The following is a 22,963-nucleotide window of genomic DNA, read 5'->3' on the forward strand; positions in this document are numbered from 1 at the left end:
CTTCCCGCTCGCCCGGTCGGGCGGCGGGAAGCGGAGGGAGCGCTCAGTCCGTGGCCGGTTCGTTGACGCGCTTGCCCCAGGCTTCCTTGCTGCCGGGCAGAACCAGGTTCAGAACCACGGCAACCACCGCGCACAGGGCAATGCCTTCCAGCTGACCCAGCACCAGGTTGCCGATGCCGAACACCAGGGTGACACCGACGATGACGAGGTTACGGGACTGGGACAGGTCCACCTGGTTGCGGATCAGGGTATTCAGACCCACCACCGCGATGGAGCCGAACAGCAGGCACAGGATGCCGCCCATGACCGGTGCCGGAATGGTCTGCAGGGCTGCGCCGAACTTGCCGACAAAGGCCAGCACGATGGCCACGATGGCCGCCCACCACATGATCCTCGGGTTGAAATTGCGAGTCAGCATGACCGCGCCGGTCACCTCGGAGTAGGTGGTGTTGGGCGGTCCGCCCAGCATGGAGGCGGCGCTGGTGGCCAGGCCGTCGCCCAGAAGGGTGCGGTGCAGGCCCGGTTTTTCCAGGTAGTTCTTGCGGGTGACGTTGCCGATGGCGAGGATGTCGCCGATGTGCTCGATGGCCGGCGCGATGGCCACCGGCAGCATGAACAGCACGGCGCTCCAGCTGAATTCCGGCGTGACGAAGTTCGGTACCGCGAACCAGGGGGCCTCGGCGATCGGCGAGGTGTCGACAATGCCGAGAACGGCAGACAGGGCGTAGCCCACCAGCACCCCGAACATGATCGGAATCATGCGGAAGATGCCCTTGGCCCAGACCGCCACCACAATGGTGACCAGCAACGAGGTCATGGCCACCCAGATGGCGGTGTCGTAGGGCACCAGCACGGCGGAGCCGTCACCGGTCCGTCCGGAGGCCATGTGCACGGCGATGGGGGCCAGGCCAAGGCCGATGGTCATGATCACCGGCGCGATCACCACCGGTGGCAGCAGCCGGGAGATGAAACCGGTGCCACGCAGCTTGATGGCGGCGCTGAGCGCGACATACAGCAGCCCCGCGGCCATCAGTCCGCCCAGGGTTTCCTCCAGGCCGAATCGGGTCTTGGCGGCCAGTATGGGGGCGATGAAGGCAAAGGACGAGGCCAGGAAGATCGGAATCTGACCACCGGTCACCAGATGGAAAATCAGGGTGCCGATGCCGGCGGTGAACAGGGCAACGTTCGGGTCCAGGCCGGTGATCAGCGGCATCAACACCAGCGCGCCGAAGGCCACCAGCAGCATCTGCGAACCGGCGAGGGCCTGCTTCCAGACCGGGTCTTGAGCGTGGTCCTGCATGGTCAAACGTCCTTCTGCTTGGTGCCGAAGATCTTGTCGCCGGCATCCCCCAGACCCGGCAGGATGTAGCCTTTCTCGTTCAGGCGCTCGTCAATGGACGCGGTGTAGATGGACACATCGGGATGCTTCTCCAGCACCCGCTGGATGCCCTCGGGCGCCGCCACCAGGACCAGCGCCCGGATTTCAGTGCTGCCGGCGCGCTTGAGCAGGTCGATGGTGGAAATCATCGAGCCGCCGGTGGCCAGCATCGGGTCCACGATCAGCGCCATGCGCTGATCCAGCTCGCCCACCAGTTTTTCCAGGTAGGTGTTGGCTTCGAGGGTTTCCTCGTCACGGATCTGGCCCACCACGCTGACCCGGGCTACCGGAATCAGGCTCAGCACGCCGTCCAGCATGCCCAGGCCGGCCCGGAGGATGGGAACGATGGTCACCTTCTTGCCCTGAATCTGCTCCACCGTGACCGGGCCCGCCCAGCCCTCGATGGTTTTCTCTTGCAGGTTGAAATCCTTGGTGGCTTCGTAGGTCAGCAGCGCGCCAACTTCCTGTGCCAGCTCACGAAAGTTCTTGGTGCTGATATCGGCCCGACGCATCAGGCCAAGTTTGTGGCGGATCAGGGGGTGTCGTACCTCGTGGATTGGCATGGGGTCACCTGTGTGTCTGGGGTTAGGATTTTGGAATACGGATACGGCGTTGCGGCGGTTCGCGCGCAAATGGCGCAAGGATACCGTATCTCGGCGGACGCGTCAGGCGTTTGTCCGGGAAAAACCGCGCCCCTGGGTAAGGAGTGGTACGGATCTTGCCACAACTCCCCCAGACGACGCGCGAGTGTCGGAATTTCGTCCCCCGAACGCCAGCAGGCGCAGCCAGTCGGAGTCGTAACCCGTGATGGACAGAGCTTTGGTCCTCAACAACGTCAAATCCCTGACGCGTGGCAACCTGGGCATTCCCCTGTTGCTGATGGGACTGCTGGGCATGATGATTCTGCCCGTGCCCGCGTTCCTGCTGGACGTGTTCTTTACCTTCAACATCACCCTGTCCATCGTGATCCTGCTGGTGTGCGTATACGCCATGCGACCGATGGAGTTCGCCGCCTTCCCGACGGTGCTGCTGGTGGCCACGCTGCTGCGCCTGGCGCTGAACGTCGCCTCGACCCGGATCGTCCTGCTCAATGGCCACGAGGGTGGCGATGCCGCCGGCAAGGTCATCGAGTCGTTCGGCGCGGTACTGATCGGTGGCAACTACGCCGTTGGCCTGGTGGTGTTCGCGATTCTGATGATCATCAACTTCCTGGTGGTCACCAAGGGGGCCGGCCGGGTATCCGAGGTCAGCGCCCGCTTTACCCTCGATGCCATGCCCGGCAAGCAGATGGCGATTGACGCCGATCTCAACGCCGGCCTGATCAACCAGGAAGAAGCCAAACAGCGTCGCGGCGAGATCGCCCAGGAGGCCGACTTCTACGGGTCCATGGACGGTGCCTCGAAATTCGTCAAGGGCGACGCGGTGGCGGGTCTGCTGATTCTGGTGATCAACATTGTCGGCGGTGTCGCCATCGGCATGTTGCAGCACGACCTGGATTTCGGTTTGGCGATGCAGCGCTACGCCTTGCTCACCATCGGCGACGGCCTGGTGGCTCAGATTCCGTCGCTGCTGTTGTCCACCTCGGCCGCGATCATGGTGACCCGGGCGACCTCCAGCCAGGACATGGGGCATCAGATCATCCAGCAGATGTTCAGCGCTCCCAAGGCCCTGGCCATCGCCGCCGCCATCCTGGTGCTGCTTGGTCTGATCCCGGGCATGCCCCATCTGGCGTTCCTGGGCCTGGGCGCCATCGCCGGAGCCGCTGCCTGGTACATCTGGCGGCGGGAACGACAGACGGTGGAAGAGGAGGGGAGTTTTCCCGGTCGCGGCGGTCGCGGTGCCGGGGTGGCCCGGGGGCCGGGACGCGACCTGCCCGGTGGCGCCGGTGGCACCGAGGCGCCCCAGCCGCTGCCGGGTCCGGCGGAAACCAAGGAGTTGGGCTGGGATGATGTCGCCACCGTGGACATCGTCGGTCTGGAGGTGGGCTATCGCCTGATTCCCCTGGTGGACAAGTCCCAGGGCGGTCAGTTGCTGAGCCGGATCAAGGGCGTGCGCAAGAAGCTGTCCCAGGATCTGGGCTTCCTGATGCCCTCCGTGCACATTCGGGACAACCTGGACCTGATGCCGAACGTGTACCGTATCACGCTGATGGGCGTGACCATCGCCGAGGCTGAGATTCACCCGGACCGGGAATTGGCCATCGATCCGGGCCAGGTGTTCGGCAAGATCGAGGGCATTGAGGGCAAGGACCCGGCGTTTGGCCTGGACGCCTGCTGGATCGAGCCGGACCGGAAGGATCAGGCCCAGTCCCTGGGCTACACGGTGGTGGATGCCAGCACCGTGGTGGCGACCCACCTCAATCAGATCCTGCAGAAGCACGCTCATGAGCTGATCGGCCACGAAGAGGCCCAGAAGTGGCTGGATCAACTGGAAAAAATTTCGCCCAAGCTGGCGGAGGAGTTGGTGCCGACGACGGTGTCGATCAGCGTCCTGCTGAAGGTGCTGCAGAACCTGCTGCGGGAAGAAGTGCCGATCCGCGATATGCGTTCGATCGCCGAGGCCATCGTCAATGTTCACCCCCGGAGTCAGGACCCGAAAGTGCTGACCGCGGCCGCCCGGCTCGCGCTGAAGCGGATGATCGTGCAGAGCCTGTGTGGCAACGATCCGGAAATACCGGTCATTACCCTGGATCCGGAGTTGGAACAGATCTTGCTGAAGTCCGTTCAGCAGAGTCAACAATCCGGCGCTCAGGACGACATCGGCATGGTGCTGGAGCCGAACATGGTGGAGAAGCTGCAGCGCTCACTGCAGGACAGCGTGCAGCGTCAGGAAATGCTCGGCAAGCCGGCGATCCTGCTGGTGTCGGCGCCGCTGCGCCCGGTGCTGGCCCGGTTCGCCAGTTACGGTGTCGAGCGGCTGCATGTGCTGTCCTATCAGGAGATTCCGGACAACAAACAGGTCACCATCGTGGCGTCCGTGGGGCAATAACTTGCCGCCGGACATCAGGGCGACGGGCGCGGGGCCCGTCGCGGGGAGGATGAATCAGCATGAAAGTGAAACGGTTTTTCGCCCGGACCATGGCCGAGGCGCTGAAGCAGGTCAGCCAGGACATGGGGCCGGATGCCGTGATCCTGTCCAACCGCCGGGTGGACGGCGGCGTCGAAATCGTGACGGCCCTGGACTACGACGAGAACATGGCGCGGCAGCGGCTGGGAGAAAAAGCCGACGAAGCGACCAGCGGCGCGCGCCTTGCGGAACTGCAGGCGGAGCAGCACCGGCGCCTGGAGGACGAACTCCAGCGTTCCCGCGAGCGCATCCGGGAGATCCGCGAACAACGGAGCCAACCGGCCGAGACCATGGCGCTGGACGATCTCGGCCTGGCCCGTGCCATGGCCGACGAACCGGCGCCGGTGGCCTCGGCTCCGGCCGGTGACTACTCCCGGGAGCTGGCGCGGATGCGCGAGGAAATCAGCTCCCTGCGTGAACTGGTGCGCGGCCAGCAGCCGGACGCCGCCCCACGGCCGGGGCTGGGCGCGGTTCAACAGCGTCTGGCGGAGCGGCTGCAGGAGTTCGGGCTGGGTGCCGAGCTGGCGGCGACACTGTCACGCCGGCACAAGGCCGGACGCCTGGAGGACGGTTGGAAGCAGGCGCTGAAAATGCTGGCTGCCGGTGTCCGGACATCCCGTCAGGAGTGGCTGGACCAGGGGGGCGTCTACGCGCTGGTCGGGCCTACCGGTTCTGGCAAGACCACCACCATCGGCAAACTGGCGGCGCGCTACGTGCTGCGCCATGGTCCGGATGCCCTGGCGCTGGTGACCACCGACCGCTATCGCGTGGCCGCCCACGAGCAGCTGTTCGTGTTTGGGCGTATCCTGAACGTGCCGGTCCGGGTGGTGGACGAAAGCCACAGCCTGGACGATATACTGGACGAACTGTCCGACCGCCACTTGGTGCTGATCGACACCGCCGGTCTGACGCCCTCCGACCGCGGCTGTCAGGAACAGCTGGCGGAACTGGCCCGCAGCCGGCACGGCGTGCGCACGCACTTGGTGGTGTCCGCGACCAGCCAGCCGCGTATCATGAAATCTGTCTGGCATTGCTATAAGATGGCAAGCCTCGCGGGGTGCGTCGTGACCAAGGTCGACGAGGCCCTGACCCTGGGCGAATCCCTGGGGTTCGTGATGGAAACGGGGTTGCCCGTGGCCTATTACACCAACGGTCAGAAAATACCCGAGGACCTGCACCACGCGGAACCGGCTCCCCTGGTGCGTCTGGCCGTCGAGCGTCTGAAACGGCTTCAGCCGCAGCGGACGGTGGCGGAAGGGGCATAAGCCCCTGGCCATGGGCCGGTGGTGTTGTGCCTGCGTGAGTCTGGCGTCGTATCAATAACAAGGGCCCGTGGCAGAAACTGGGCAAGAGACTGGAAAGAGTATGAGCAAAGCGCATCCGGTTCAGGTCATCGCCGTTTCCGGTGGCAAGGGTGGGGTCGGCAAGAGCAACATCTCCGTGAACCTGGGGATTGCCCTGGCCCAGAAAGGGCGCCGGGTTGTTCTGCTGGACGCGGATCTCGGGCTGGCCAACATCGACGTCCTGCTTGGCATCACCGCCAACCGCAATCTGCAGGATGTGCTGGCCGGCGAGTGCGACATCCGGGATGTCCTGGTGGAGGGGCCCGGCGGCATCAAGATTGTGCCGGCGTCCTCCGGCACCCAGAGAATGACGCAGCTCAGTCCGATGGAGCACGCCGGACTGATCAATGCGTTCAGTGAACTTGGCGACCAGATCGACGTGCTCATCGTCGACACCGCCGCCGGTATCTCCGAATCCGTCGTCAGCTTCCTCCGGGCGTCCCAGGAACTGCTGCTGGTGGTGTGCGACGAGCCCACCTCAATCACCGATGCCTACGCCCTGATCAAACTTATGAACCGCGACTACGGCGTGACCCGCTTTCGCATCCTCGCCAACCAGGTACGCAGCGAGCAGGAAGGGCGGCACCTTTATGAGAAACTGACGCGCGTCACCGAGCGCTTTCTGGATGTGGCACTACAATACGTGGGTATGGTGCCGTACGATGAGGCGGTTAAAAAGGCGGTGCAGCGGCAGCGGGCGGTACTGGACGCCTATCCGCGTGCCAAGGCCTCGCTGGCCATCAAGGCGATTGCGGACAAGGTCGACAGCTGGCCGTTACCGTCCACGCCCCGTGGTCACCTGGAGTTCTTTGTGGAGCGGCTCGTCTAGGCCAGAGTCGGGAACCAGCCAACGACAACACCGGACGCATGACATTGGCGAAGCACCTGGGAATGTATCACCAAGCCGGAGCCTCGGGCCCGTCACGGCTGGTTGAGGAACACGCGCCGCTGGTCAAGAAAATCGCTCTCCACCTCATGGCCCGTCTGCCGGCCTCGGTTCAGTTGGAAGACCTGATGCAGGCCGGCATGATCGGCCTGCTGGAGGCCGCGCAACGCTACAGCTCCACCAAGGGCGCCACCTTCGAAACCTACGCCGGCATCCGTATTCGCGGCGCGATGGTCGATGAAATCCGCAAGGGCGACTGGGTGCCCCGTTCCGTGCACCGCAACTCGCGCCGGATCGCCCAGGCCATCAAGGCAGTGGAGGATCGGGAAGGGCGGGAGGCCCAGGACTGGGAAGTGGCCGAGGAACTGGGCATGGCGCTGCCGGACTACCACTCGGCCCTGTCCGACGCCAGCAGCGGCCGACTTTTTAGCCTGGATGAGCTCAAAGAATCCGGCGAGCTGCCGATAGAGGAATCAGAGAGCAGCGACAATCCATTGGACGGGTTGTCTTCGGAGGCATTTCGCCGCAGCCTGGCGCAGGCCATCGACGCGCTGCCGGAACGTGAAAAGCTGGTATTGAGCCTTTACTACCAGGAAGAATTGAACCTGAAGGAAATCGGGGCCGTGCTCGGGGTCAGTGAAAGCCGGGTCAGCCAGATCCACAGCCAGGCGGCGCTCCGGTTGCGGGGGCGTCTGACGGACTGGCGGGATGCGGAGGATGCCTGAATCCGTCGCTGCCCATTTTCAGTGTGTAGCTTTTGGTAACCGGCGCTTTACAACCGGTCCAAACGCCTGACAATAGACGGCAAAAGCCAAGGCTTGCCAGAGTTTCGGTGCTCAGGCCAAATGTATTCCGGGTGTTAGTTACTGGAGGTCCCATTGGACAAGAACATGAAAATCCTCATTGTGGACGACTTTTCCACAATGCGACGGATCATCAAGAACCTGCTGCGCGATCTCGGCTTCAGCAACACCGACGAAGCGGATGACGGGAATACCGCGTTACCGATGCTCAAGAGCGGGAAGTACGACTTCCTGATCACCGACTGGAACATGCCGGGCATGTCGGGATTTGACCTGCTCAAGGCCGTTCGCGCCGATGAGAACCTGAAAAACCTGCCGGTGTTGATGGTGACAGCGGAGGCCAAGCGGGACCAGATCGTCGCGGCGGCGCAGGCCGGGGTCAACGGCTATGTGGTCAAGCCCTTCACGGCCGCGGTCCTCAAGGAAAAGATCGAGAAAATCTTCGAACGCATTCAGTAACCAGAGGTCGGATGGCTCTCATGAGCGATAGCAAGAAGAACCATCAGGGGCTCGATCCGGACGTGACCGAAAAGCTCCAGCGCCAGGCGGCGGAACTGGCCGAAAGCGTCAACGCCGGCGACTATGGCCGGGCCATGTCCCTGATCAACGACCTGAGTGAGGTCAAGGATCAGAGCCTGTACCGGGAGGTGGGGCGCCTGACCCGCAGCTTGCACGAGGCCATCCGCAACTTCCAGATCGATCCCCGCAACGCCGAGCAGAAAGAAGCCCTCTCCAAGATGACCGACGCCTCCGACCGGCTGGAGTACGTCGTGCAGATGACCGCCCAGGCCGCCAACCGGACCATGGACCTGGTTGAGGAAAGCATGCCGATGGCGCATGCCATGCGGGACGAGGCGGCGGCGCTGCGACAGGAGTGGCAGCGACTGCGTCGTCGGGAGATGCAGCCGGACGAGTTCCGGGACCTGTACGCCCGCATCGATACCTTCTTCTCCAAGCTGACCGGCGACGCCGACACCCTGTATGGCAATCTGTCGGAAATCTTGCTGGCCCAGGACTTCCAGGACTTGACCGGCCAGGTGATTCAGAAGGTCACCACGCTGGTCAAGGAAGTGGAGGAACACCTGCTGAGCTTGGTGGTCATGGCCAGTCATGTCGACCAGCTGACCGGCACGGTGCATCAGCTCGACGACAAGTCGGTGTCGGCGGAGGAAGGTGTGGGCCCGCAAATCCGCACGGAAGAGCGTGACGATGTTGTGTCCGGGCAGGACGATGTCGATGACCTGCTGTCCAGTCTCGGTTTCTGAGCAAAGAGGGTAATCCATGGCGTTAGATGCCGACGAAGAGATCCTCCAGGACTTCCTGGTTGAGGCTGGAGAAATTCTCGAAAAGCTGTCCGAGCAGCTGGTGGACCTGGAGCAGCATCCGGACGACAGTGACCTGCTCAACGCCATCTTTCGCGGCTTCCACACCGTCAAGGGCGGTGCCGGATTCCTGCAGCTGGAAGCGCTTGTCAACTGCTGCCATGCCGCCGAGAACGTGTTCGACACCCTGCGCAACCACAAGCGGCAGGTGGACGCCGAGTTGATGGACGTGGTGCTGGAGGCCCTCGATCAAGTCAACGCTATGTTCGAGCAGGTACGTAACCACGAGGAACCCACGCCGGCTCCGGACCATTTGATCGTCGCGTTGGACGCGCTGGCCCAGCCGGCGGAAGCCGGCGCGGCACCAACCGCCGCGCCGCCCGCCAGCCCCGCTCCGGAGGTGCCGGCCGCAGTGCCAGTGCCGGAAAGCCAGGACGGTGGCGACATCACCGACGATGAATTCGAGCAGCTGCTGGATGCCCTGACCGAGGGTGAGGCGGGCGCAGCCGGGGCCGACAACGGCTCGCCGCCGGAGGCGTCCGACACCGCGGCCGGCGGCGATGAAATCACCGATGACGAATTCGAGGCGCTGCTGGACCAGCTGCATGGCAAAGGGCGTTTCTCCGGCGACGTGGTCACCAAGACCGGCGGCGGTGCGCCCGCTTCCGGTTCCGTCGGGGAGGGTTCCGGAACCCCGCCCGCCGGGGGTGACGACCTCATTACCGACGACGAGTTCGAAAAACTGCTGGATGAGCTGCACGGCAAGGGCGGCAGTCCCTCCGGGATCGCTTCCGGGCCGGCGTCACCCTCCGGAGCGGTTTCGCCCAAGCAGGAGCCTCCGGCGAAACCCGCCGCCACGCCCAGAGTGGAAAAAACGGAACCGGCCAAGGCCAGTACCCGGCCAGCGGCGCCGACGCGGGAGTCGGCCCCGGTGGCCGAGACTACGGTCCGGGTCGATACCAAGCGCCTGGATGACATCATGAATATGGTGGGCGAGCTGGTGCTGGTTCGTAACCGCTTGCAGCGCCTGGGCGCCGACAGCGACGATGAACAGATGCACAAAGCCGTCGCCAACCTCGACGTGGTGACCACCGACCTGCAGGCGGCGGTCATGCAGACCCGGATGCAGCCGATCAAGAAGGTCTTCGGCCGTTTCCCCCGAGTGGTGCGCGACCTGGCCCGCAACCTTAACAAGGAAGTCAACCTGGTCATGCACGGTGAGGACACCGATCTGGACAAAAACCTGGTCGAGGCCCTGTCCGATCCGCTGGTGCACTTGGTGCGGAACTCGGTGGACCACGGCATCGAGCCGCCGGATGTCCGGGAGAAGGCGGGCAAGCCGCGGATGGGCACGGTGACCCTGTCGGCGGAGCAGGAAGGGGACCACATCCTGCTGGCCATCGAGGATGACGGCGCCGGCATGGACCCGAACCGGCTGCGTCAGAAAGCGGTGGAAAAGGGGCTGTACGACCAGGATGCCGCCGACCGCCTGACCGATCAGGAGTGTTTCAATCTGATCTTCGCCGCCGGCTTTTCCACCAAGGAACAGATTTCCGACGTGTCCGGCCGGGGTGTGGGCATGGACGTGGTGAAAACCAAGATCGGCCAGCTGAACGGTCAGATCAGCATCGTCTCCGAGCAAGGCAAGGGCACCAAGATCCTGATCAAGGTGCCGTTGACCCTGGCGATCATGCCGACGCTGATGATCATGCTGGGCGACCAGTCCTTCGCGCTGCCGCTGGTCAACGTGGTGGAGATTTTCCACCTCGACCTCACCAAGACCAACATTGTCGACGGCCGCGAATGCATTGTCGTGCGCGACAAGGTTTTCCCGCTGTTCCACATCAAACGCTGGCTGGTGAAGGGCGCTGCTGCCCAGGATACCCCGGACAACGCCCATGTGGTGATCGTCGCCATGGGAACCAAGCAGGTCGGTTTTGTGGTGGACCAGCTGGTCGGGCAGGAAGAAGTGGTCATCAAGCCGCTCGGCCGCGCGCTTCAGGGCACGCCGGGCATGGCCGGCGCCACCATTACCGGTGACGGCCGTATCGCACTGATCATTGATGTCCCCAGCCTGCTGCAGCACTACGGCTGACCGGTACCGGTGGGGATCGCGCTAGGAGAGCAAGGATGACCGTTTCCGTCCTGATCGTGGACGATTCAGGGTTCTTCCGCAAACGGCTGACCGAAATACTGACCGGCTCCGGGCAGATCCGGGTGGCCGGGGTGGCGTCCAATGGGCGTGAGGGCGTGGAAATGGCCGAACGGCTGCGCCCGGATGTGATCACCATGGATTATGAAATGCCGGTGATGGATGGCATCACCGCCGTTCGCGAAATCATGCGCCGGCAGCCCACACCGGTGCTGATGTTTTCCTCGCTGACCTATGAGGGTGCCCGCGTCACCCTGGACGCCCTGGAAGCCGGTGCGGTGGATTTCCTGCCCAAGAATTTCGAGGAGATCGCCCGGGATTCCAGCCAGCTCCAGACCATTCTGATCCAGCGGGTACTGGATGTTGCCCGCAGCCGGCCCGGTGCCCGGGCCACGGCGCCCGCACCGTCGTCGGAGCGCGGCCGCACGGTACCGGCCAGGCCTGCGCCCCCCCGTGCCGCCTCGGCCTCGCTCCGGAGCCGGCAACCGGCGGCGCCGGATTCCCGGCCGGAAACTGTGGCCCGGGAGGGGGAGCCCCGCCGCCGGGGCCACGGCCCGGCCAAACACTACAGCGTCGTCGCCATCGGCACCTCCACCGGTGGCCCGGTGGCTCTGCAGAAGGTGCTGTCCGCCCTGCCGGCCACCTTCCCTGCGCCGATTGTGCTGGTGCAGCACATGCCGGCCAGCTTCACGCCGGCGTTTGCGGAACGGCTGAACAAACTGTGCCAGATCCAGGTCCGGCAGGCGGAGGATGGCGACCTGCTTCGTCCGGGGCTGGCGTTGCTGGCGCCGGGAGGCAAGCAGATGCTGGTGGAGAACCGGGGCGGCCAAGCCCGTATCCGCATTCTGCCCGGGGATGAGCGTCTCAACTACAAGCCCTGTGTCGACGTGACCTTTGGCTCGCTGGCGCGGAGCTTCCCCGGCAAGACTCTGGGCGTGATCCTGACCGGCATGGGCGCAGACGGCAAGGAAGGCTGTCGGATGATGAAGCAGACGGGGTCCGACGTCTGGTCCCAGGACGAGAAGTCATCGGTGATCTACGGCATGCCCATGGCGGTGGCCAAGGCCGGTCTCAGTGACGAGGTGTTGTCGCTGGATGAGATCGGCCCGCGTCTGGTGGAAGGGGTCTGCTAGTGGATATCCTCAGCCTGCTGGGCATCGTCCTGGCATTCGCGGCCATTCTTGGCGGCAACCTGCTCGAGGGCGGCGCCCTGGGGTCGCTGTTCAACGGCCCCGCAGCGGTGATCGTGATCGGCGGAACCCTGGCAGCCACGATCCTCCAGACCTCCTGGCCGGTGCTCAAACGGGCATGCTCCCAGGCCCGGTGGGTGTTCCTGCCACCGTATGTCAGTCTCGAGGATGGCATTGGCAAGGTGGTGGACTGGAGCGTCAAGGCGCGTAAGCAGGGACTGCTGGGCCTGGAAGGGCTGGCGGACCGGGAACAGGAGCCGTTTGCCCGCAAGGGCCTGCAACTGCTGGTGGACGGCGCCGAGCCGGAAACCCTGCGCAATGTGTTGGAAGTGGACTTGCAAAACCGGGAGCAACGGGACCTCGAGTCTGCCAAGGTGTTCGAATCCATGGGCGGGTATGCGCCGACCATCGGCATCATTGGTGCCGTGATGGGTCTGATCCAGGTGATGACCAATCTGGAAGATCCCCAGTCCCTGGGGGGAGGCATCGCCACCGCGTTTGTGGCCACCATCTACGGCGTGGCCCTGGCGAACCTGCTGTTCTTTCCGGTGGCCAACAAGTTGCGGGGCATCGTCCGCGAGCGCACCCGCTACGAGGACATGATGATCGATGGCCTGATCGCCATCGCGGAAGGGGAAAACCCAAAATCCATCGAGCTGCGGCTGCGGGGATTCCTGCAGTAACTCACCACGGGCCTTTCCTATGCGGCGTCGCAGGCAATCCCACGAAGACTTGCATAACCGGGAACGGTGGCTGATTTCCTACGCGGACTTCATTACCCTGCTGTTCGCTTTCTTCGTGGTCATGTACTCGGTTTCGTCCATCAATGAAGGCAAGTATAAGGTTCTGTCGGAGACCATGAGCGGGGTGTTCAACGCGCCCCAGCGCTCGTTCCAGCCGGTGGAGGTGGGCGACCAGCCGCGCCGCGCCGACAGTGCTCCGGCGGATCAGGTGATTCCGCCGCCGGTGGCCGAGGCCCCCCGCCATCCCGACATGGACGAGCAGGGGCGGGTGGAGGCGTTGCGGGCGATGTCGGACAGGCTGGCGCTGGAATTCGATGCGTTGATCCATCAGGGCGTGGTGTCCCTGGAAACCTCCGACCAGTGGCTGGAGCTCAATCTGCCGGACAGCCTGCTGTTCAGCAGCGGTGACGCCGAGCCCCACTACGATGCCTTCGAAGTGGTGGCAAAGATCGCCCGCGTGCTCCGGGGGCACGACAACGCCATCAAGGTGGAAGGGTTCACCGACAATCAGCCCATCAAAACGCCCCGATTCCCCTCGAACTGGGAACTGTCGGCGGCCCGTGCCGCGGCTCTGGTCCGGATGCTGGTCCGCGAGGGTATCGAGCCGGAGCGGATGGCGGCGGTGGGCTATGGCCAGTACCAGCCGGTCGCGCGCAACGACACCGAAGAGGGGCGACGGCGTAACCGGCGTGTGGTCCTGCTGATTTCCCGGGATGCCAGCATCCGGGGTACCATGCGTTGAGCTGGGCCCGTTCCCTGGGGTCTGTCAACGGCGGCTGGCATGAATTCTGTATCTGTTCCCCGTTCTGATCGAGTTGTGGCAAATCCTTGCCGGAACCTTGTGTTGTCCGCTGTTCAAGTTGCATGGGTGGCGGCCGATAATACCCTTGAACGACGAGACCGGGAGCGGGGCCGTTCCGGAGCGAATGTGGAGGCACGTACGTGCGAATCTGGGCAGTAGCCAATCAGAAGGGTGGGGTCGGCAAGACCACCACCGTGGTCACCCTGGGCGGACTCCTGGCCGAGCGGGGCAAACGCGTACTGGTGGTGGATCTGGACCCCCACGGCTCCCTGACAAGCTGGTTTGGCCTGGATCCGGATACCGTCCAGCGCAGTGTTTTCGGCCTGTTCCAGAATCAGGGACGGGTACCGGAGGGCCTGCCGGCGAGCTTGGTCACCGAGACCGGCTGTCCGGGGCTGTCGCTGATGCCCGCCAGCACCGCACTGGCAACGCTGGAGCGCCGGCTGGTGGGCGCCGAGGGCATGGGGCTGATCATTTCTCGGGCGTTGGCCCAGCTCTGGGACGACTTCGATTATGTGATTCTGGACAACACCCCGTCCTTGGGGGTGCTGATGGTTAACGCCCTGGCCGCGGCCCAGCACTTGGTGATTCCGGTGCAGACGGAGTTTCTTGCCATCAAGGGGCTTGAACGAATGCTGCATACCTTGCAGATGATCATGCGGTCCCAGAAGAACGCCCTGCCGTACACCATTGTGCCGACGCTGTTTGACCGCAGGACCCAGGCTTCCGTCAAGAGCCTCAACCTGCTGCGCAAGACATACGGCGACAGCCTCTGGCGCTTTGCCATCCCGGTCGACACCAAGTTCCGGGATGCCAGCCAGGCGGGGGTGGTGCCGTCGGCCCTGGATACCCAGACCCACGGCGTGCGGGCCTATACGCATCTGCTCAACGATTTGCTGGCGCACTCCGAAATCCCGAGGGAGCGGCGTCATGGTTGACGACGGAAAATTGACAGCGTTGGTGGACCCGGCCGAAGCCATCGCCAGTTATCTGGATGAACTGCTCCACAGCGCCACCGATGCCGCCCGGCAGGAAGACACCCGGAGCGAGCCGGATCCGGTGACGCCGGTGGCGGAGGAGCCTGCGCCACCGGTATCGGCCCCGGTAGTGGCTCCGGCGCCTGTGGCGGCTCCTGAACCGGTGCTCGAGGCTGCCCCTGCGCCACCGGCTCCGGAGACGCTGTCGGACGCCGGGACTCCGGCCCCGCCGACCCGGCCGGACTGGTCACAGCAGCCGTTCGAGTGCCTGCTGTTTACCGTGGCCGGGTTGCAGCTGGCGGTTCCCCTGGTACTGCTCGGCGCCATCCATCGCATCGAGGAAGAGATCCGGGCCATTCCCGGCAGCCCGCGTTGGTACATGGGGATCCGGCCGGACACGGAGCACAACCTACGGGTGGTGGACACCGCTGAATGGATCATGGCGGGTCGGGTGCCGGCCAATGCCCGGGACAACTACCGGTTTGTCATCCGCCTGGATGACAGTGACTGGGGACTGGCTTGCGACGAGGTCGCCCAGTCCTTCACGCTGCGCCCGGAGCAGGTGCGCTGGCGTTCCGCCCGCAGCAAGCGGCCCTGGCTCGCGGGCACGGTGATCGATCACATGTGCGCGCTGATTGACGTGCGCACCATGGCGGACCTGCTCGCCAGGGCGGAACGGGAGCACCACCTGGATCTGGAGTGACGGTAGCGAACCGTTACCGACTGAAACCGTGCAGGTCTGGCACGGTTTGTGCCCTACATATAGCATGTGGGCACTGATGATGTTTTTTTGACGATCAGGTTGCCCGCCGGGCAGCCACAGAGGAGACAGAGCGCTATGGCATCCCCGAGCGGACAGCAGAATCAGGCCCAGGATGATCAGGTACTGCAGTACGTGACGTTCAAACTGGATGACGAGACCTATGGCATCAACGTCATGCAGATTCAGGAAGTCCTGCGTTACACCGAGATTGCCCCGGTACCGGGTGCCCCGGACTACGTCCTTGGCATCATCAACCTGCGGGGCAACGTGGTCACGGTCATCGACACCCGCCGCCGGTTTGGCCTGGCGGACGCGGAAGTGACCGACGCCACCCGTATCGTGGTGATGGAGTCCGCGAACCAGGTGATGGGTATCCTGGTGGACTCCGTGGCCGAGGTTGTGTACCTGAAAAGCAGCGAAATCGAGACGGCACCCAACGTGGGGAACGAGGAAAGCGCCAAGTTCATCCAGGGTGTCTGCAACAAGAACGGCGAACTCATCATTCTGGTTGAGTTCGACAAGATGCTGACCGAAGACGAGTGGGCGGAAATCGCAGCACTGTAGGCCCAGGGTAGGGCAGACAGGCGACGGACGCCCCGGGAACCAACATCACAGGGGAGATGTCCGTCATGACTCCAGAGCTTTCCGCCATACTTCCGTGGTTGTGCACCGTGGCCGCCATCGTGCTTCTGGTGATCCAGGGCATCGTTCAGGGGCGTCGGATCCGGGCCCTGCGCACGTCCCTCAAGGAACGCTGTGACGCCCTCGGGCGGGAGGTGCATGCCACCACCAGCGGCAGCCTGGGGGTGGGCCAGCGCTTGGTGCAGTGCGAGCGGCAGCTGCATGAGCTGAAAACCGTCATTGAGGAAATGCGCCAGAACGATCCGCTGCGGGTTTCCTACGATGAAGCGGCCCGCTTGGTTGATCTGGGCGCAGATATCGACGATCTTATGAACACGTGCGGAATTTCCCGTCCCGAGGCGGAACTGGTGTCAGCATTACGAAAACGCCAGGTCGCCTGACCTGTCGTTCTAACGGAAGTGCTGGATGAAAAGAGTATACCCGAGGGCCCAGGCGGCCCTCCGTGCTGTCTCCCGCCATGAATTCGTCGCCGGCTCCGATCTTGCCCCCTCCATCACCGGCCACTCCATCCCCCGCGAGGAAACCGTCCGGCATCTGCTGTCCCTGATGCCGGAAATCGAACCCGACCAACGCCTGGTTCATGTCGGCGGTGGTTCGGGCTATCTAACCGCCGTGCTGGCCGAGCTGGCGCATACCGTGGTGTATGTTGAGCGCAACCCCGTGGTGGCCGAGGCGGCGAAGGCCCGCTTTGCCCGACTGGGCATGCACAACATCGAGGTCATGACGGTGGATGCGGAGGCCGGGTTGCCGGCCCTCGAGGGCGACCTGGTGTTGTGTACCACCTTCCTGAAGAACCTTAAGGGGCTGTTGCCGGCCCTGCGGGACCGGGGCCGGCTGGTGTGCCTGGAAGGCCGTGCCGGGCCGGTTCCCAGCCTGGCCATGTTCGAGAACCGCGGCGGGACGCTGGCGCGCAGCCAGACTCTGGGGTGGGTGGATTTCAACCGCAACGCCGAGCAGATCCTGATCGACCTGGGGCTGGTGGACGACACTCTGCTGTCGGCGGCCCGGGCGGAAGCCGCCCAGACCAATGCCCGGGTGCTGGACGTGGTCCGGAAGCGGCTCAACCTGGAGGAGGTCGGGTTGTACCAGGACCTGGCCAGGCAGCGCGGCATGGTGTTCCGGGAGGCGGACGAGGTCCTGACCGGCCTGCAGCCGGGTCTGTTCCGGCGTTTTTCGAGAACCTTCCTGGACTTGTCCCGGCTGATTCCGATCACCGAGGTAAACGGGCGGATCACCGTGATTACCGACGACCCCGATGCCCGCACCGACCAGCTGGAGCGGCTGACACCCAATTCCACCATTGAGTGCGTGCTGGTGACGCCGACGGATTTTCGGCGCATTTGGTCGGCGCTGGACCTGACCGCTCAGGGCAAGCAGTTTGTCGAGGACCACGCGGACCCGGTGACCGCGCCGGCCGCCCAGGCGAGTCTGGGCGACAAATCCGATTCCCGGCAGGTGGCGCCGTATCTGGTGTCCGTGTACGAGGCCATTCTGCTGGATGCGGTCAGCGAGAAAGCCAGTGATATTCATATCGAGCAGTACGGTGAGCGGGTCCGGGTTCGGCTGCGGGTTGATGGCGAACTGCACGACCTGTCCCGCTACCAGTTGACGCCCCGTGAGCTGCGGGGGGTGATCAACGTCATCAAACTGCGGGCGGAACTGAACATCGCCGAGCATCGCCTGCCCCAAGGCGGCCGATCCCAACTGAAACTGGGGGACGCGCTCTACGACCTGCGGATACAGACTCAGCCCTCGCTGCACGGCGAACACGTGGTGATCCGCCTGCTGCCCCAGACCGGCCGGGCCATGACCATCGCCGAGCTGGGCATGTCGAAGGCCATTGGCGCCCGTTACCAGCGGCTGCTGGACAACCCCGCGGGTTTGGTTCTGGTGGTGGGCCCTACCGGCTCCGGCAAGTCCACCACGCTCTATGCCGGCCTGCAGACCCTGGCGGACGACGGCCGTCGCAAGGTCATCACCGTCGAAGACCCCATCGAGTACTCCATCGACAACATTCAGCAGACTCGGGTCCGGGCAGACATCGGGTTTGGGTTCGCTGATGCCATGCGGGCCTTCGTCCGCGAAGATCCGGATGTCATCCTGGTGGGTGAGATCCGGGACCAGGAAACCGCGCTGGAGGCAATCCGGGCCTCCCAGACCGGCCATGTGGTGTTGTCGACCCTGCACTGCAACGATGCCGTGGATTCCCTCCAGCGGTTGTATGACCTGGGGGTTCACCCCAACTCCATCGCCGGCGAGCTGCTGGCGGTGATCGCCCAGCGCCTGGCCAAGCGCATCTGCCTGCACTGCCGGCAGCCGGCGGAACCGGAGCCGGGTATCCTCGCCGAGCTGTTTCCGGACGGCGCGCCCGCCAATTTTCGCTGCTACGAGGGGCAGGGGTGCGAGCATTGCAACGGCCGTGGCACCCAGGGCCGGGTGGCGATCGTGGAGTACATGGAGGTGAACTCCGACATCCGCAACGCCATTTCCAGCCAGCCGCCGATCGGGGAGTTGCGCTGGCGCGCCCTGGACGCGGGCCTGGTGACCATGCGCGACAGCGCGCTGGACCACGTCATTGAAGGGGTGATTCCCCTGTCCGAACTGCCCCGTATCCTGCCGAGGGAGCGCATGGCGCCGGAAGTCCGTGGTGGACGCAGGAGGTCCGAATGAGCCCGAAACAAGCAAAGATGTCGGTGGCCGGGGTCCAGCGGGCACCGGCCGAGGTGGCCTATGCCCACGAGTTGGCGGCGCTGGCCGATCTGGACATGGGGCCGGTGCCGCCGGGATGGCGGCTGTCCCCCCGGGCGGTGGAAACCTTCGTCATGGGTGACGACGCCCTGGGCATCGAGCGCAAGTTCGTGGCCGACCGGGCCATGGTGGTCCGGATCATCATTTCCCTGTGCACCAGCCGGGGCTGTCTGCTGGTGGGGGAACCCGGCACCGCCAAGTCCTGGTTGTCGGAACTGCTGGCCGCCGCGATTTCCGGTGTCTCCACGCTGACGCTTCAGGGCGGCGCGGTCGGTAGCGTGGACCAGTTGCTGTACGGCTGGAACGAGGCCATTCTCAAGCGCCAGGGCCCCTGTCGCGAAGCACTGATGCCCAGCCCGTTGCTGCGCGGCATGATGGAAGGCCGGCTGGTGCGGTTCGAGGAAATCGCTCGCTGCCCCCAGGCATTGCAGGACGCGCTGTTATCGGTGCTGTCGGATCGGGTGGTGGTGATACCGGAGCTGGCCGGGGACGAGGGGGTGATCCTGGCCCGCCACGGCTTCAACGTCATCGCCACGTCCAACAGTATCGACGAGGGGGTGCACGCCATGAGTGCGGCGCTCAAGCGGCGCATGGATTTCGAGGAGATCCGGCCGATCCGCCAGGTTGACGATGAAATCGACGTAGTGCTGAGGGAAGTGCGGCGAGCCAATGCGGCGGCCGGGGTGACCGTGGCGCCGGATCCGGCGGTGATTGAGGTACTGGTGACCCTGTTTCACGAGCTGCGTAATGGCCAGACATTGGACGGCCGCAGCACCGATCGCCTCGCCGGTTCGGCGCTGTCGACGGCCGAAGCGGTGGCGGTCGCCCATGCCGCCAGCCTGAATGCCTGGTACTACGGTGGCGGCGCCATGACCGTGGAGCACCTGATGCATCATGTGATCGGCTCGGCCCTCAAGGACCAGCCGGAGGATCGCCGGCGCCTGCGCCATTATTTCGAGACCGCAGTGGCCCAGCGTACCGGGGAACACTGGCGGCAGGTCTGGGCGTTGCGGTCACTGATTGTCTGAGGCGCCCGGGTTGGGGGCGCGGACATCGTCGGGGGTACGGCCCTGGATGTGAAAGGCGAACGCCAGAATCTCGGCGATGACCCGGTACAGGGTTTCCGGCACTTCCTCGTTCAGGGCCAATTGCGCCAGTACCCCGGCCAGCTCCGCGTTCTCGTACAGGGGCACATGGTGTGCCCGGGCCAGGCGGATGATCTCCTCCGCCAGTTCCCGGGTCCCGGAGGCGGCAATGGTCGGGGCACGTTTGCCATCGTATTTCAGGGCCACCGCGGCGGCTGGCCGGGTGCGGTTCGGACCGTCGTTCATGCGCGGGTATCCACCAATCTGTGTTCAATACGGGTTTCCGGATGACGCGGGCGACCCTGTCGGGTCTCGAGTTCAGCCACCTCCAGACCCAGGTCGGCCAGGCTGCGCCTCAGCAGGGGGAGCTCCCGGTTGACCTGACGCAGGGTTGAGGGCTTTTCCGCCCACACCCGTGCACTCACCGAACCGGTACGCAGGGCCACCTCGAACTGCAGGGCACCGGCCCGATCCAGCTCCATCGCCAGGGTAACCCGCCACTCACCGGCACTGACCCGCTGCCGGCGCCGCCTTTCCCCCTGTTCACCCTCATATTCCAGCCTCAGCTGCGCCACCCTGGGTTCCTGCTGGGCATTCAGCCATGGCAGCTCCAGCAGCAGGGTCAGGGCGGGGCCGCCGCCGGTTTCTGCGCCGGCACGGGTCGCCAGTACCTGGCTGTGCAGCTGGTTGCTGGTGATGCGGTTGAGCATGCCGGCCAGCAGGCGCAGGGCCTGGCCGACCGTCAGGGGCTCGGTGTCGGGGCGGGCGGACGACAGGGCGGCGTTCTGGGGAAAGCTCAGGGGCGCCTGCAACAGCTCCGGACTGGTCATCGGGGTGAGGCGGTTGAACGTGTCCGGCGGCTGGCCCTGTTCGGTCAGCAGGGCGGTCGCCACCTGGGCCAGGGCCAGTTTCAGGTCTGTGGGGGGCGGTGTTCCGGAGCGGAGCAGGCGGGATTCGGCGAACAGTCCGCTGTCCTGCAGCCATTGCCGGATCTGGGCCACGACGTCATCGTTCCGCCCGGCGCCGGGGTGCACCTCGCCGGCCCGGGGCAGGGCGGCCAACACCTGCGCCAGCGCAGTCCGGGCTGCTTCGGGTAGGGGCTGCATGGACTGGGCCGAGGGCAGCTGGCCGGGGACGGCCTGGGCCTTGAGTCCCTGGCTCAGAGACCGGGCCAGCAGGGCCAGGCCCTCGCCCAGATTGTGCTGCCATGGCAACCGCTGGATCAGAGCCCGGGCCAGGGTGGGGCCGGCCGTGTCCGCCAGTTTGCCCAGCAGCTGCAGCTCGTTGCCGCTGCGCAGTACCCGGATCCAGTCACCCGGGGTCAGTTCGGTCTGGCCGACGGCGGCCTGCACCCGCAGCGTTTGACCACGGATATCCAGCCGCAGTTCCGCCGGCGCCTGGCCCTGGCGCGACACCTCGGCCACGCGTGCCAGGACCGTCTCGCGATGGCCGATCCGCAGCTGGTCCAGAATCCGGGCGCCGTCGACCTCGGCCGTGCGACGGGCTTCCGCCGGACGGGAGGTGACACCGGGCAGCGGAGGCACGCCGGTGTTGCCGGGAGGCTTCGTCGTTGTCATGGCCCAAATTGACCCCAAGCAAGAGTAATCCGGAAATGCTTTCGTTATAATACGCGCCGCCGGCGACTTCCGCCGTTTTCGTCATGAATACACCCGGTGCCGCGCGACGCGCACCGCCTGGATTCGGGGCCCTGATGTCTGAGCCGTTACTACAGGCCGTCCATTTGCAGTGTGAACGCGACAGGCGGGTTCTGTTCCGCGATCTTTCGTTTTCCATACTGCCCGGTACGGTGACGCGTGTCGAGGGGCCCAACGGCTCGGGCAAGACCACGCTGCTGCGTATCCTGGCGGGGCTGAACGATGCTTGGAGCGGCGAGCTCTACTGGTGTGGCGAGCCTCGGGACCGGCAACGGGAAAGCTTCCTAAGGAACACCTTGTATCTGGGGCACCGCCCCGGCATCAAACCGCTGCTGACGCCGCTGGAAAACCTGCGCGCCCTGACCGCCGGTCGCCGGCCGTTGCCGGACCGGGTACTGCGTCAGGCGCTGGAGGGTACCGGTCTGGCGGCTTTTCAGGATGTTCCCTGCCGCAATCTGTCGGCGGGCCAGCAGCGTCGTGTGGCCCTGGCACGGTTGCTGATCGCCGACGAACCGCTGTGGCTGCTGGACGAGGTATTCACCGCCATCGACGTGCACGGGGTCGACGCGCTCGAGGCGCTGCTGCTGCAGCGGGCAGCCGAGGGCGGGGCGGTGGTGGTGACCACGCACCATGATCTGCGGCTGCCGGGCATGCACCGGATTCCGCTGGGGCAGGAGGAGGCGGGTGATGACTGAGCACCGCCGGCGACTGGCCAGCTCGGACGTGGGCCTGCTGGCCGCCATGAAGGCCGTTTTCCTGAGGGATCTGCGGGTGGCGTTCCGGCAGCGGCAGGATTTGGTCAATCCCCTGCTGTTTTTCGTGATGGTCGTGACGCTGTTCCCGCTCGGGGTGAGCCCGGAAGTGTCATTCCTACGGGAGGCCGGAGCCGGTATCCTGTGGGTGGCGGCCCTGCTGTCGGTGCTTTTGTCTCTGGACCACCTGTTCCGGCACGACTATGACGACGGCACCCTGGAACAGCTGGTGCTCCAGCCGCAGCCTCTGTTCCTGCTGGTGCTGGCCAAGACGCTGGCGCACTGGATGCTTACCGGACTGCCGCTGGTGCTGCTGGCACCGGTGCTGGGGGTGATGGTGCACCAGCCGGGGAACTCCATTGCGGTTTTGTGTCTAACGCTGCTGATCGGCACGCCGGCACTGAGTCTGATCGGCGCCATCGGTGCGGCCCTGACCCTGGGACTGCGGTCCGCCGGGGTGTTGCTGTCGCTGCTGATCATCCCGCTGTACATTCCGGTTCTGATCTTCGGCACCGGGACGGTGGCCGCGGCTGCGGAAGGGGCGCCGGTCGGTGGCCACCTGGCATTGATGGCGGCGTTCCTGGTGCTGGCGCTGACGCTGGCACCGTTCGCGGCGGCCTCGGCGTTGCGGATCAGCCTGTCAAACAGCTAGCGAG

The 22,963-nt window shown here is 64.9% G+C and carries 22 protein-coding genes; 18 read left to right on the forward strand and 4 right to left on the reverse strand.

What is annotated here, in order from left to right:
* Positions 1-43: 43 nt before the first annotated feature.
* Positions 44-1,300, reverse strand: coding sequence for a uracil-xanthine permease family protein (locus BTO32_RS01325; protein WP_076722639.1), 1,257 nt, complete (start codon positions 1,298-1,300; stop codon positions 44-46).
* Positions 1,301-1,302: 2 nt separating this feature from the next.
* Positions 1,303-1,941: a uracil phosphoribosyltransferase gene (gene upp / locus BTO32_RS01330; RefSeq protein WP_076722640.1), complete on the reverse strand. Its 639-nt coding sequence runs from the start codon at positions 1,939-1,941 to the stop codon at positions 1,303-1,305.
* Positions 1,942-2,185: 244 nt separating this feature from the next.
* Between upp and flhA the strand changes: the two genes are divergently transcribed.
* The 16 genes from flhA to BTO32_RS01410 all read left to right on the forward strand — a co-directional run bounded on the left by flhA (position 2,186) and on the right by BTO32_RS01410 (position 19,843).
* Complete coding sequence (gene flhA / locus BTO32_RS01335; RefSeq protein ID WP_076722641.1) at positions 2,186-4,366, forward strand: flagellar biosynthesis protein FlhA; 2,181 nt, start codon at positions 2,186-2,188, stop codon at positions 4,364-4,366.
* Positions 4,367-4,425: 59 nt separating this feature from the next.
* Positions 4,426-5,709 carry a flagellar biosynthesis GTPase FlhF gene (gene flhF, locus BTO32_RS01340; RefSeq protein WP_076722642.1) on the forward strand — a complete coding sequence of 428 codons (1,284 nt, stop codon included), beginning with the start codon at positions 4,426-4,428 and terminating at the stop codon, positions 5,707-5,709.
* A gap of 100 nt (positions 5,710-5,809) precedes the next feature.
* Positions 5,810-6,616, forward strand: coding sequence for a MinD/ParA family protein (locus BTO32_RS01345; RefSeq protein ID WP_076722643.1), 807 nt, complete (start codon positions 5,810-5,812; stop codon positions 6,614-6,616).
* Positions 6,617-6,654: 38 nt separating this feature from the next.
* A complete protein-coding gene (locus BTO32_RS01350) occupies positions 6,655-7,398 on the forward strand; it encodes an RNA polymerase sigma factor FliA (RefSeq protein WP_076722644.1) in 744 nt (247 codons plus the stop codon).
* Between the two features lie 153 nt (positions 7,399-7,551).
* Positions 7,552-7,935, forward strand: a complete 384-nt coding sequence (gene cheY / locus BTO32_RS01355; protein WP_076722645.1) for a chemotaxis response regulator CheY — start codon at positions 7,552-7,554, stop codon at positions 7,933-7,935.
* Positions 7,936-7,955: 20 nt separating this feature from the next.
* On the forward strand, positions 7,956-8,741 hold the full coding sequence (locus BTO32_RS01360; RefSeq protein ID WP_076722646.1) for a protein phosphatase CheZ: 786 nt from the start codon (positions 7,956-7,958) through the stop codon (positions 8,739-8,741).
* Positions 8,742-8,757: 16 nt separating this feature from the next.
* Positions 8,758-10,893, forward strand: a complete 2,136-nt coding sequence (locus tag BTO32_RS01365) for a chemotaxis protein CheA (RefSeq protein ID WP_076722647.1) — start codon at positions 8,758-8,760, stop codon at positions 10,891-10,893.
* A gap of 35 nt (positions 10,894-10,928) precedes the next feature.
* Entirely contained in the window at positions 10,929-12,083 is a 1,155-nt protein-coding gene (locus BTO32_RS01370) for a protein-glutamate methylesterase/protein-glutamine glutaminase (RefSeq protein ID WP_076722648.1), read from the forward strand.
* A complete protein-coding gene (locus BTO32_RS01375) occupies positions 12,083-12,823 on the forward strand; it encodes a flagellar motor protein (protein WP_076722649.1) in 741 nt (246 codons plus the stop codon). The genes BTO32_RS01370 and BTO32_RS01375 overlap by 1 nt, the downstream gene beginning before the upstream one ends.
* Before the next feature lie 19 nt (positions 12,824-12,842).
* The gene (gene motD / locus BTO32_RS01380) at positions 12,843-13,625 is read left to right on the forward strand and encodes a flagellar motor protein MotD (RefSeq protein WP_076722650.1); all 783 of its coding nucleotides are present in this window, start codon (positions 12,843-12,845) and stop codon (positions 13,623-13,625) included.
* 200 nt (positions 13,626-13,825) lie between these two features.
* A complete protein-coding gene (locus BTO32_RS01385; RefSeq protein ID WP_076722651.1) occupies positions 13,826-14,623 on the forward strand; it encodes a ParA family protein in 798 nt (265 codons plus the stop codon).
* Entirely contained in the window at positions 14,616-15,365 is a 750-nt protein-coding gene (locus BTO32_RS01390) for a chemotaxis protein CheW (protein ID WP_076722652.1), read from the forward strand. Before BTO32_RS01385 ends, BTO32_RS01390 begins: the two co-directional genes overlap by 8 nt.
* A 135-nt stretch (positions 15,366-15,500) precedes the next feature.
* Positions 15,501-15,989 carry a chemotaxis protein CheW gene (locus BTO32_RS01395; protein ID WP_076722653.1) on the forward strand — a complete coding sequence of 163 codons (489 nt, stop codon included), beginning with the start codon at positions 15,501-15,503 and terminating at the stop codon, positions 15,987-15,989.
* A gap of 65 nt (positions 15,990-16,054) precedes the next feature.
* Complete coding sequence (locus tag BTO32_RS01400; RefSeq protein WP_076722973.1) at positions 16,055-16,447, forward strand: DUF2802 domain-containing protein; 393 nt, start codon at positions 16,055-16,057, stop codon at positions 16,445-16,447.
* Positions 16,448-16,472: 25 nt separating this feature from the next.
* Positions 16,473-18,737 carry an ATPase, T2SS/T4P/T4SS family gene (locus BTO32_RS01405; protein WP_076722654.1) on the forward strand — a complete coding sequence of 755 codons (2,265 nt, stop codon included), beginning with the start codon at positions 16,473-16,475 and terminating at the stop codon, positions 18,735-18,737.
* Positions 18,734-19,843 (forward strand): ATP-binding protein, encoded by a 1,110-nt coding sequence (locus BTO32_RS01410; RefSeq protein ID WP_076722655.1) that lies wholly within the window; start codon positions 18,734-18,736, stop codon positions 19,841-19,843. Before BTO32_RS01405 ends, BTO32_RS01410 begins: the two co-directional genes overlap by 4 nt.
* Here the strand turns inward: BTO32_RS01410 and BTO32_RS01415 are convergent.
* Positions 19,829-20,146, reverse strand: coding sequence for an EscU/YscU/HrcU family type III secretion system export apparatus switch protein (locus BTO32_RS01415; RefSeq protein WP_076722656.1), 318 nt, complete (start codon positions 20,144-20,146; stop codon positions 19,829-19,831). The genes BTO32_RS01410 and BTO32_RS01415 overlap by 15 nt on opposite strands.
* Entirely contained in the window at positions 20,143-21,477 is a 1,335-nt protein-coding gene (gene fliK / locus BTO32_RS01420; RefSeq protein ID WP_084206737.1) for a flagellar hook-length control protein FliK, read from the reverse strand. Before fliK ends, BTO32_RS01415 begins: the two co-directional genes overlap by 4 nt.
* Before the next feature lie 134 nt (positions 21,478-21,611).
* Here fliK and ccmA point away from each other — a divergent pair, with 134 nt between their 5' ends.
* The gene (gene ccmA, locus BTO32_RS01425; RefSeq protein WP_076722657.1) at positions 21,612-22,250 is read left to right on the forward strand and encodes a cytochrome c biogenesis heme-transporting ATPase CcmA; all 639 of its coding nucleotides are present in this window, start codon (positions 21,612-21,614) and stop codon (positions 22,248-22,250) included.
* A gap of 46 nt (positions 22,251-22,296) precedes the next feature.
* Entirely contained in the window at positions 22,297-22,959 is a 663-nt protein-coding gene (ccmB, locus tag BTO32_RS01430) for a heme exporter protein CcmB (protein ID WP_245820250.1), read from the forward strand.
* Positions 22,960-22,963 lie beyond the last annotated feature (4 nt).

It is taken from the genome of Marinobacter lutaoensis, from assembly GCF_001981305.1.
Classification (GTDB): domain Bacteria; phylum Pseudomonadota; class Gammaproteobacteria; order Pseudomonadales; family Oleiphilaceae; genus Marinobacter; species Marinobacter lutaoensis.

Bases quoted from the DNA above. Each gene is read 5' to 3' on its own strand.
- BTO32_RS01325 (WP_076722639.1), bottom strand. From the start codon at position 1,300: ATGCAGGACCACGCTCAAGACCCGGTCTGGAAGCAGGCCCTCGCCGGT.
- upp (WP_076722640.1), bottom strand. From the start codon at position 1,941: ATGCCAATCCACGAGGTACGACACCCCCTGATCCGCCACAAACTTGGC.
- flhA (WP_076722641.1), top strand. From the start codon at position 2,186: ATGGACAGAGCTTTGGTCCTCAACAACGTCAAATCCCTGACGCGTGGC.
- flhF (WP_076722642.1), top strand. From the start codon at position 4,426: ATGAAAGTGAAACGGTTTTTCGCCCGGACCATGGCCGAGGCGCTGAAG.
- BTO32_RS01345 (WP_076722643.1), top strand. From the start codon at position 5,810: ATGAGCAAAGCGCATCCGGTTCAGGTCATCGCCGTTTCCGGTGGCAAG.
- BTO32_RS01350 (WP_076722644.1), top strand. From the start codon at position 6,655: ATGACATTGGCGAAGCACCTGGGAATGTATCACCAAGCCGGAGCCTCG.
- BTO32_RS01360 (WP_076722646.1), top strand. From the start codon at position 7,956: ATGAGCGATAGCAAGAAGAACCATCAGGGGCTCGATCCGGACGTGACC.
- BTO32_RS01365 (WP_076722647.1), top strand. From the start codon at position 8,758: ATGGCGTTAGATGCCGACGAAGAGATCCTCCAGGACTTCCTGGTTGAG.
- BTO32_RS01370 (WP_076722648.1), top strand. From the start codon at position 10,929: ATGACCGTTTCCGTCCTGATCGTGGACGATTCAGGGTTCTTCCGCAAA.
- motD (WP_076722650.1), top strand. From the start codon at position 12,843: ATGCGGCGTCGCAGGCAATCCCACGAAGACTTGCATAACCGGGAACGG.
- BTO32_RS01390 (WP_076722652.1), top strand. From the start codon at position 14,616: ATGGTTGACGACGGAAAATTGACAGCGTTGGTGGACCCGGCCGAAGCC.
- BTO32_RS01395 (WP_076722653.1), top strand. From the start codon at position 15,501: ATGGCATCCCCGAGCGGACAGCAGAATCAGGCCCAGGATGATCAGGTA.
- BTO32_RS01400 (WP_076722973.1), top strand. From the start codon at position 16,055: ATGACTCCAGAGCTTTCCGCCATACTTCCGTGGTTGTGCACCGTGGCC.
- BTO32_RS01405 (WP_076722654.1), top strand. From the start codon at position 16,473: ATGAAAAGAGTATACCCGAGGGCCCAGGCGGCCCTCCGTGCTGTCTCC.
- BTO32_RS01410 (WP_076722655.1), top strand. From the start codon at position 18,734: ATGAGCCCGAAACAAGCAAAGATGTCGGTGGCCGGGGTCCAGCGGGCA.
- BTO32_RS01415 (WP_076722656.1), bottom strand. From the start codon at position 20,146: ATGAACGACGGTCCGAACCGCACCCGGCCAGCCGCCGCGGTGGCCCTG.
- fliK (WP_084206737.1), bottom strand. From the start codon at position 21,477: ATGACAACGACGAAGCCTCCCGGCAACACCGGCGTGCCTCCGCTGCCC.
- ccmA (WP_076722657.1), top strand. From the start codon at position 21,612: ATGTCTGAGCCGTTACTACAGGCCGTCCATTTGCAGTGTGAACGCGAC.
- ccmB (WP_245820250.1), top strand. From the start codon at position 22,297: ATGAAGGCCGTTTTCCTGAGGGATCTGCGGGTGGCGTTCCGGCAGCGG.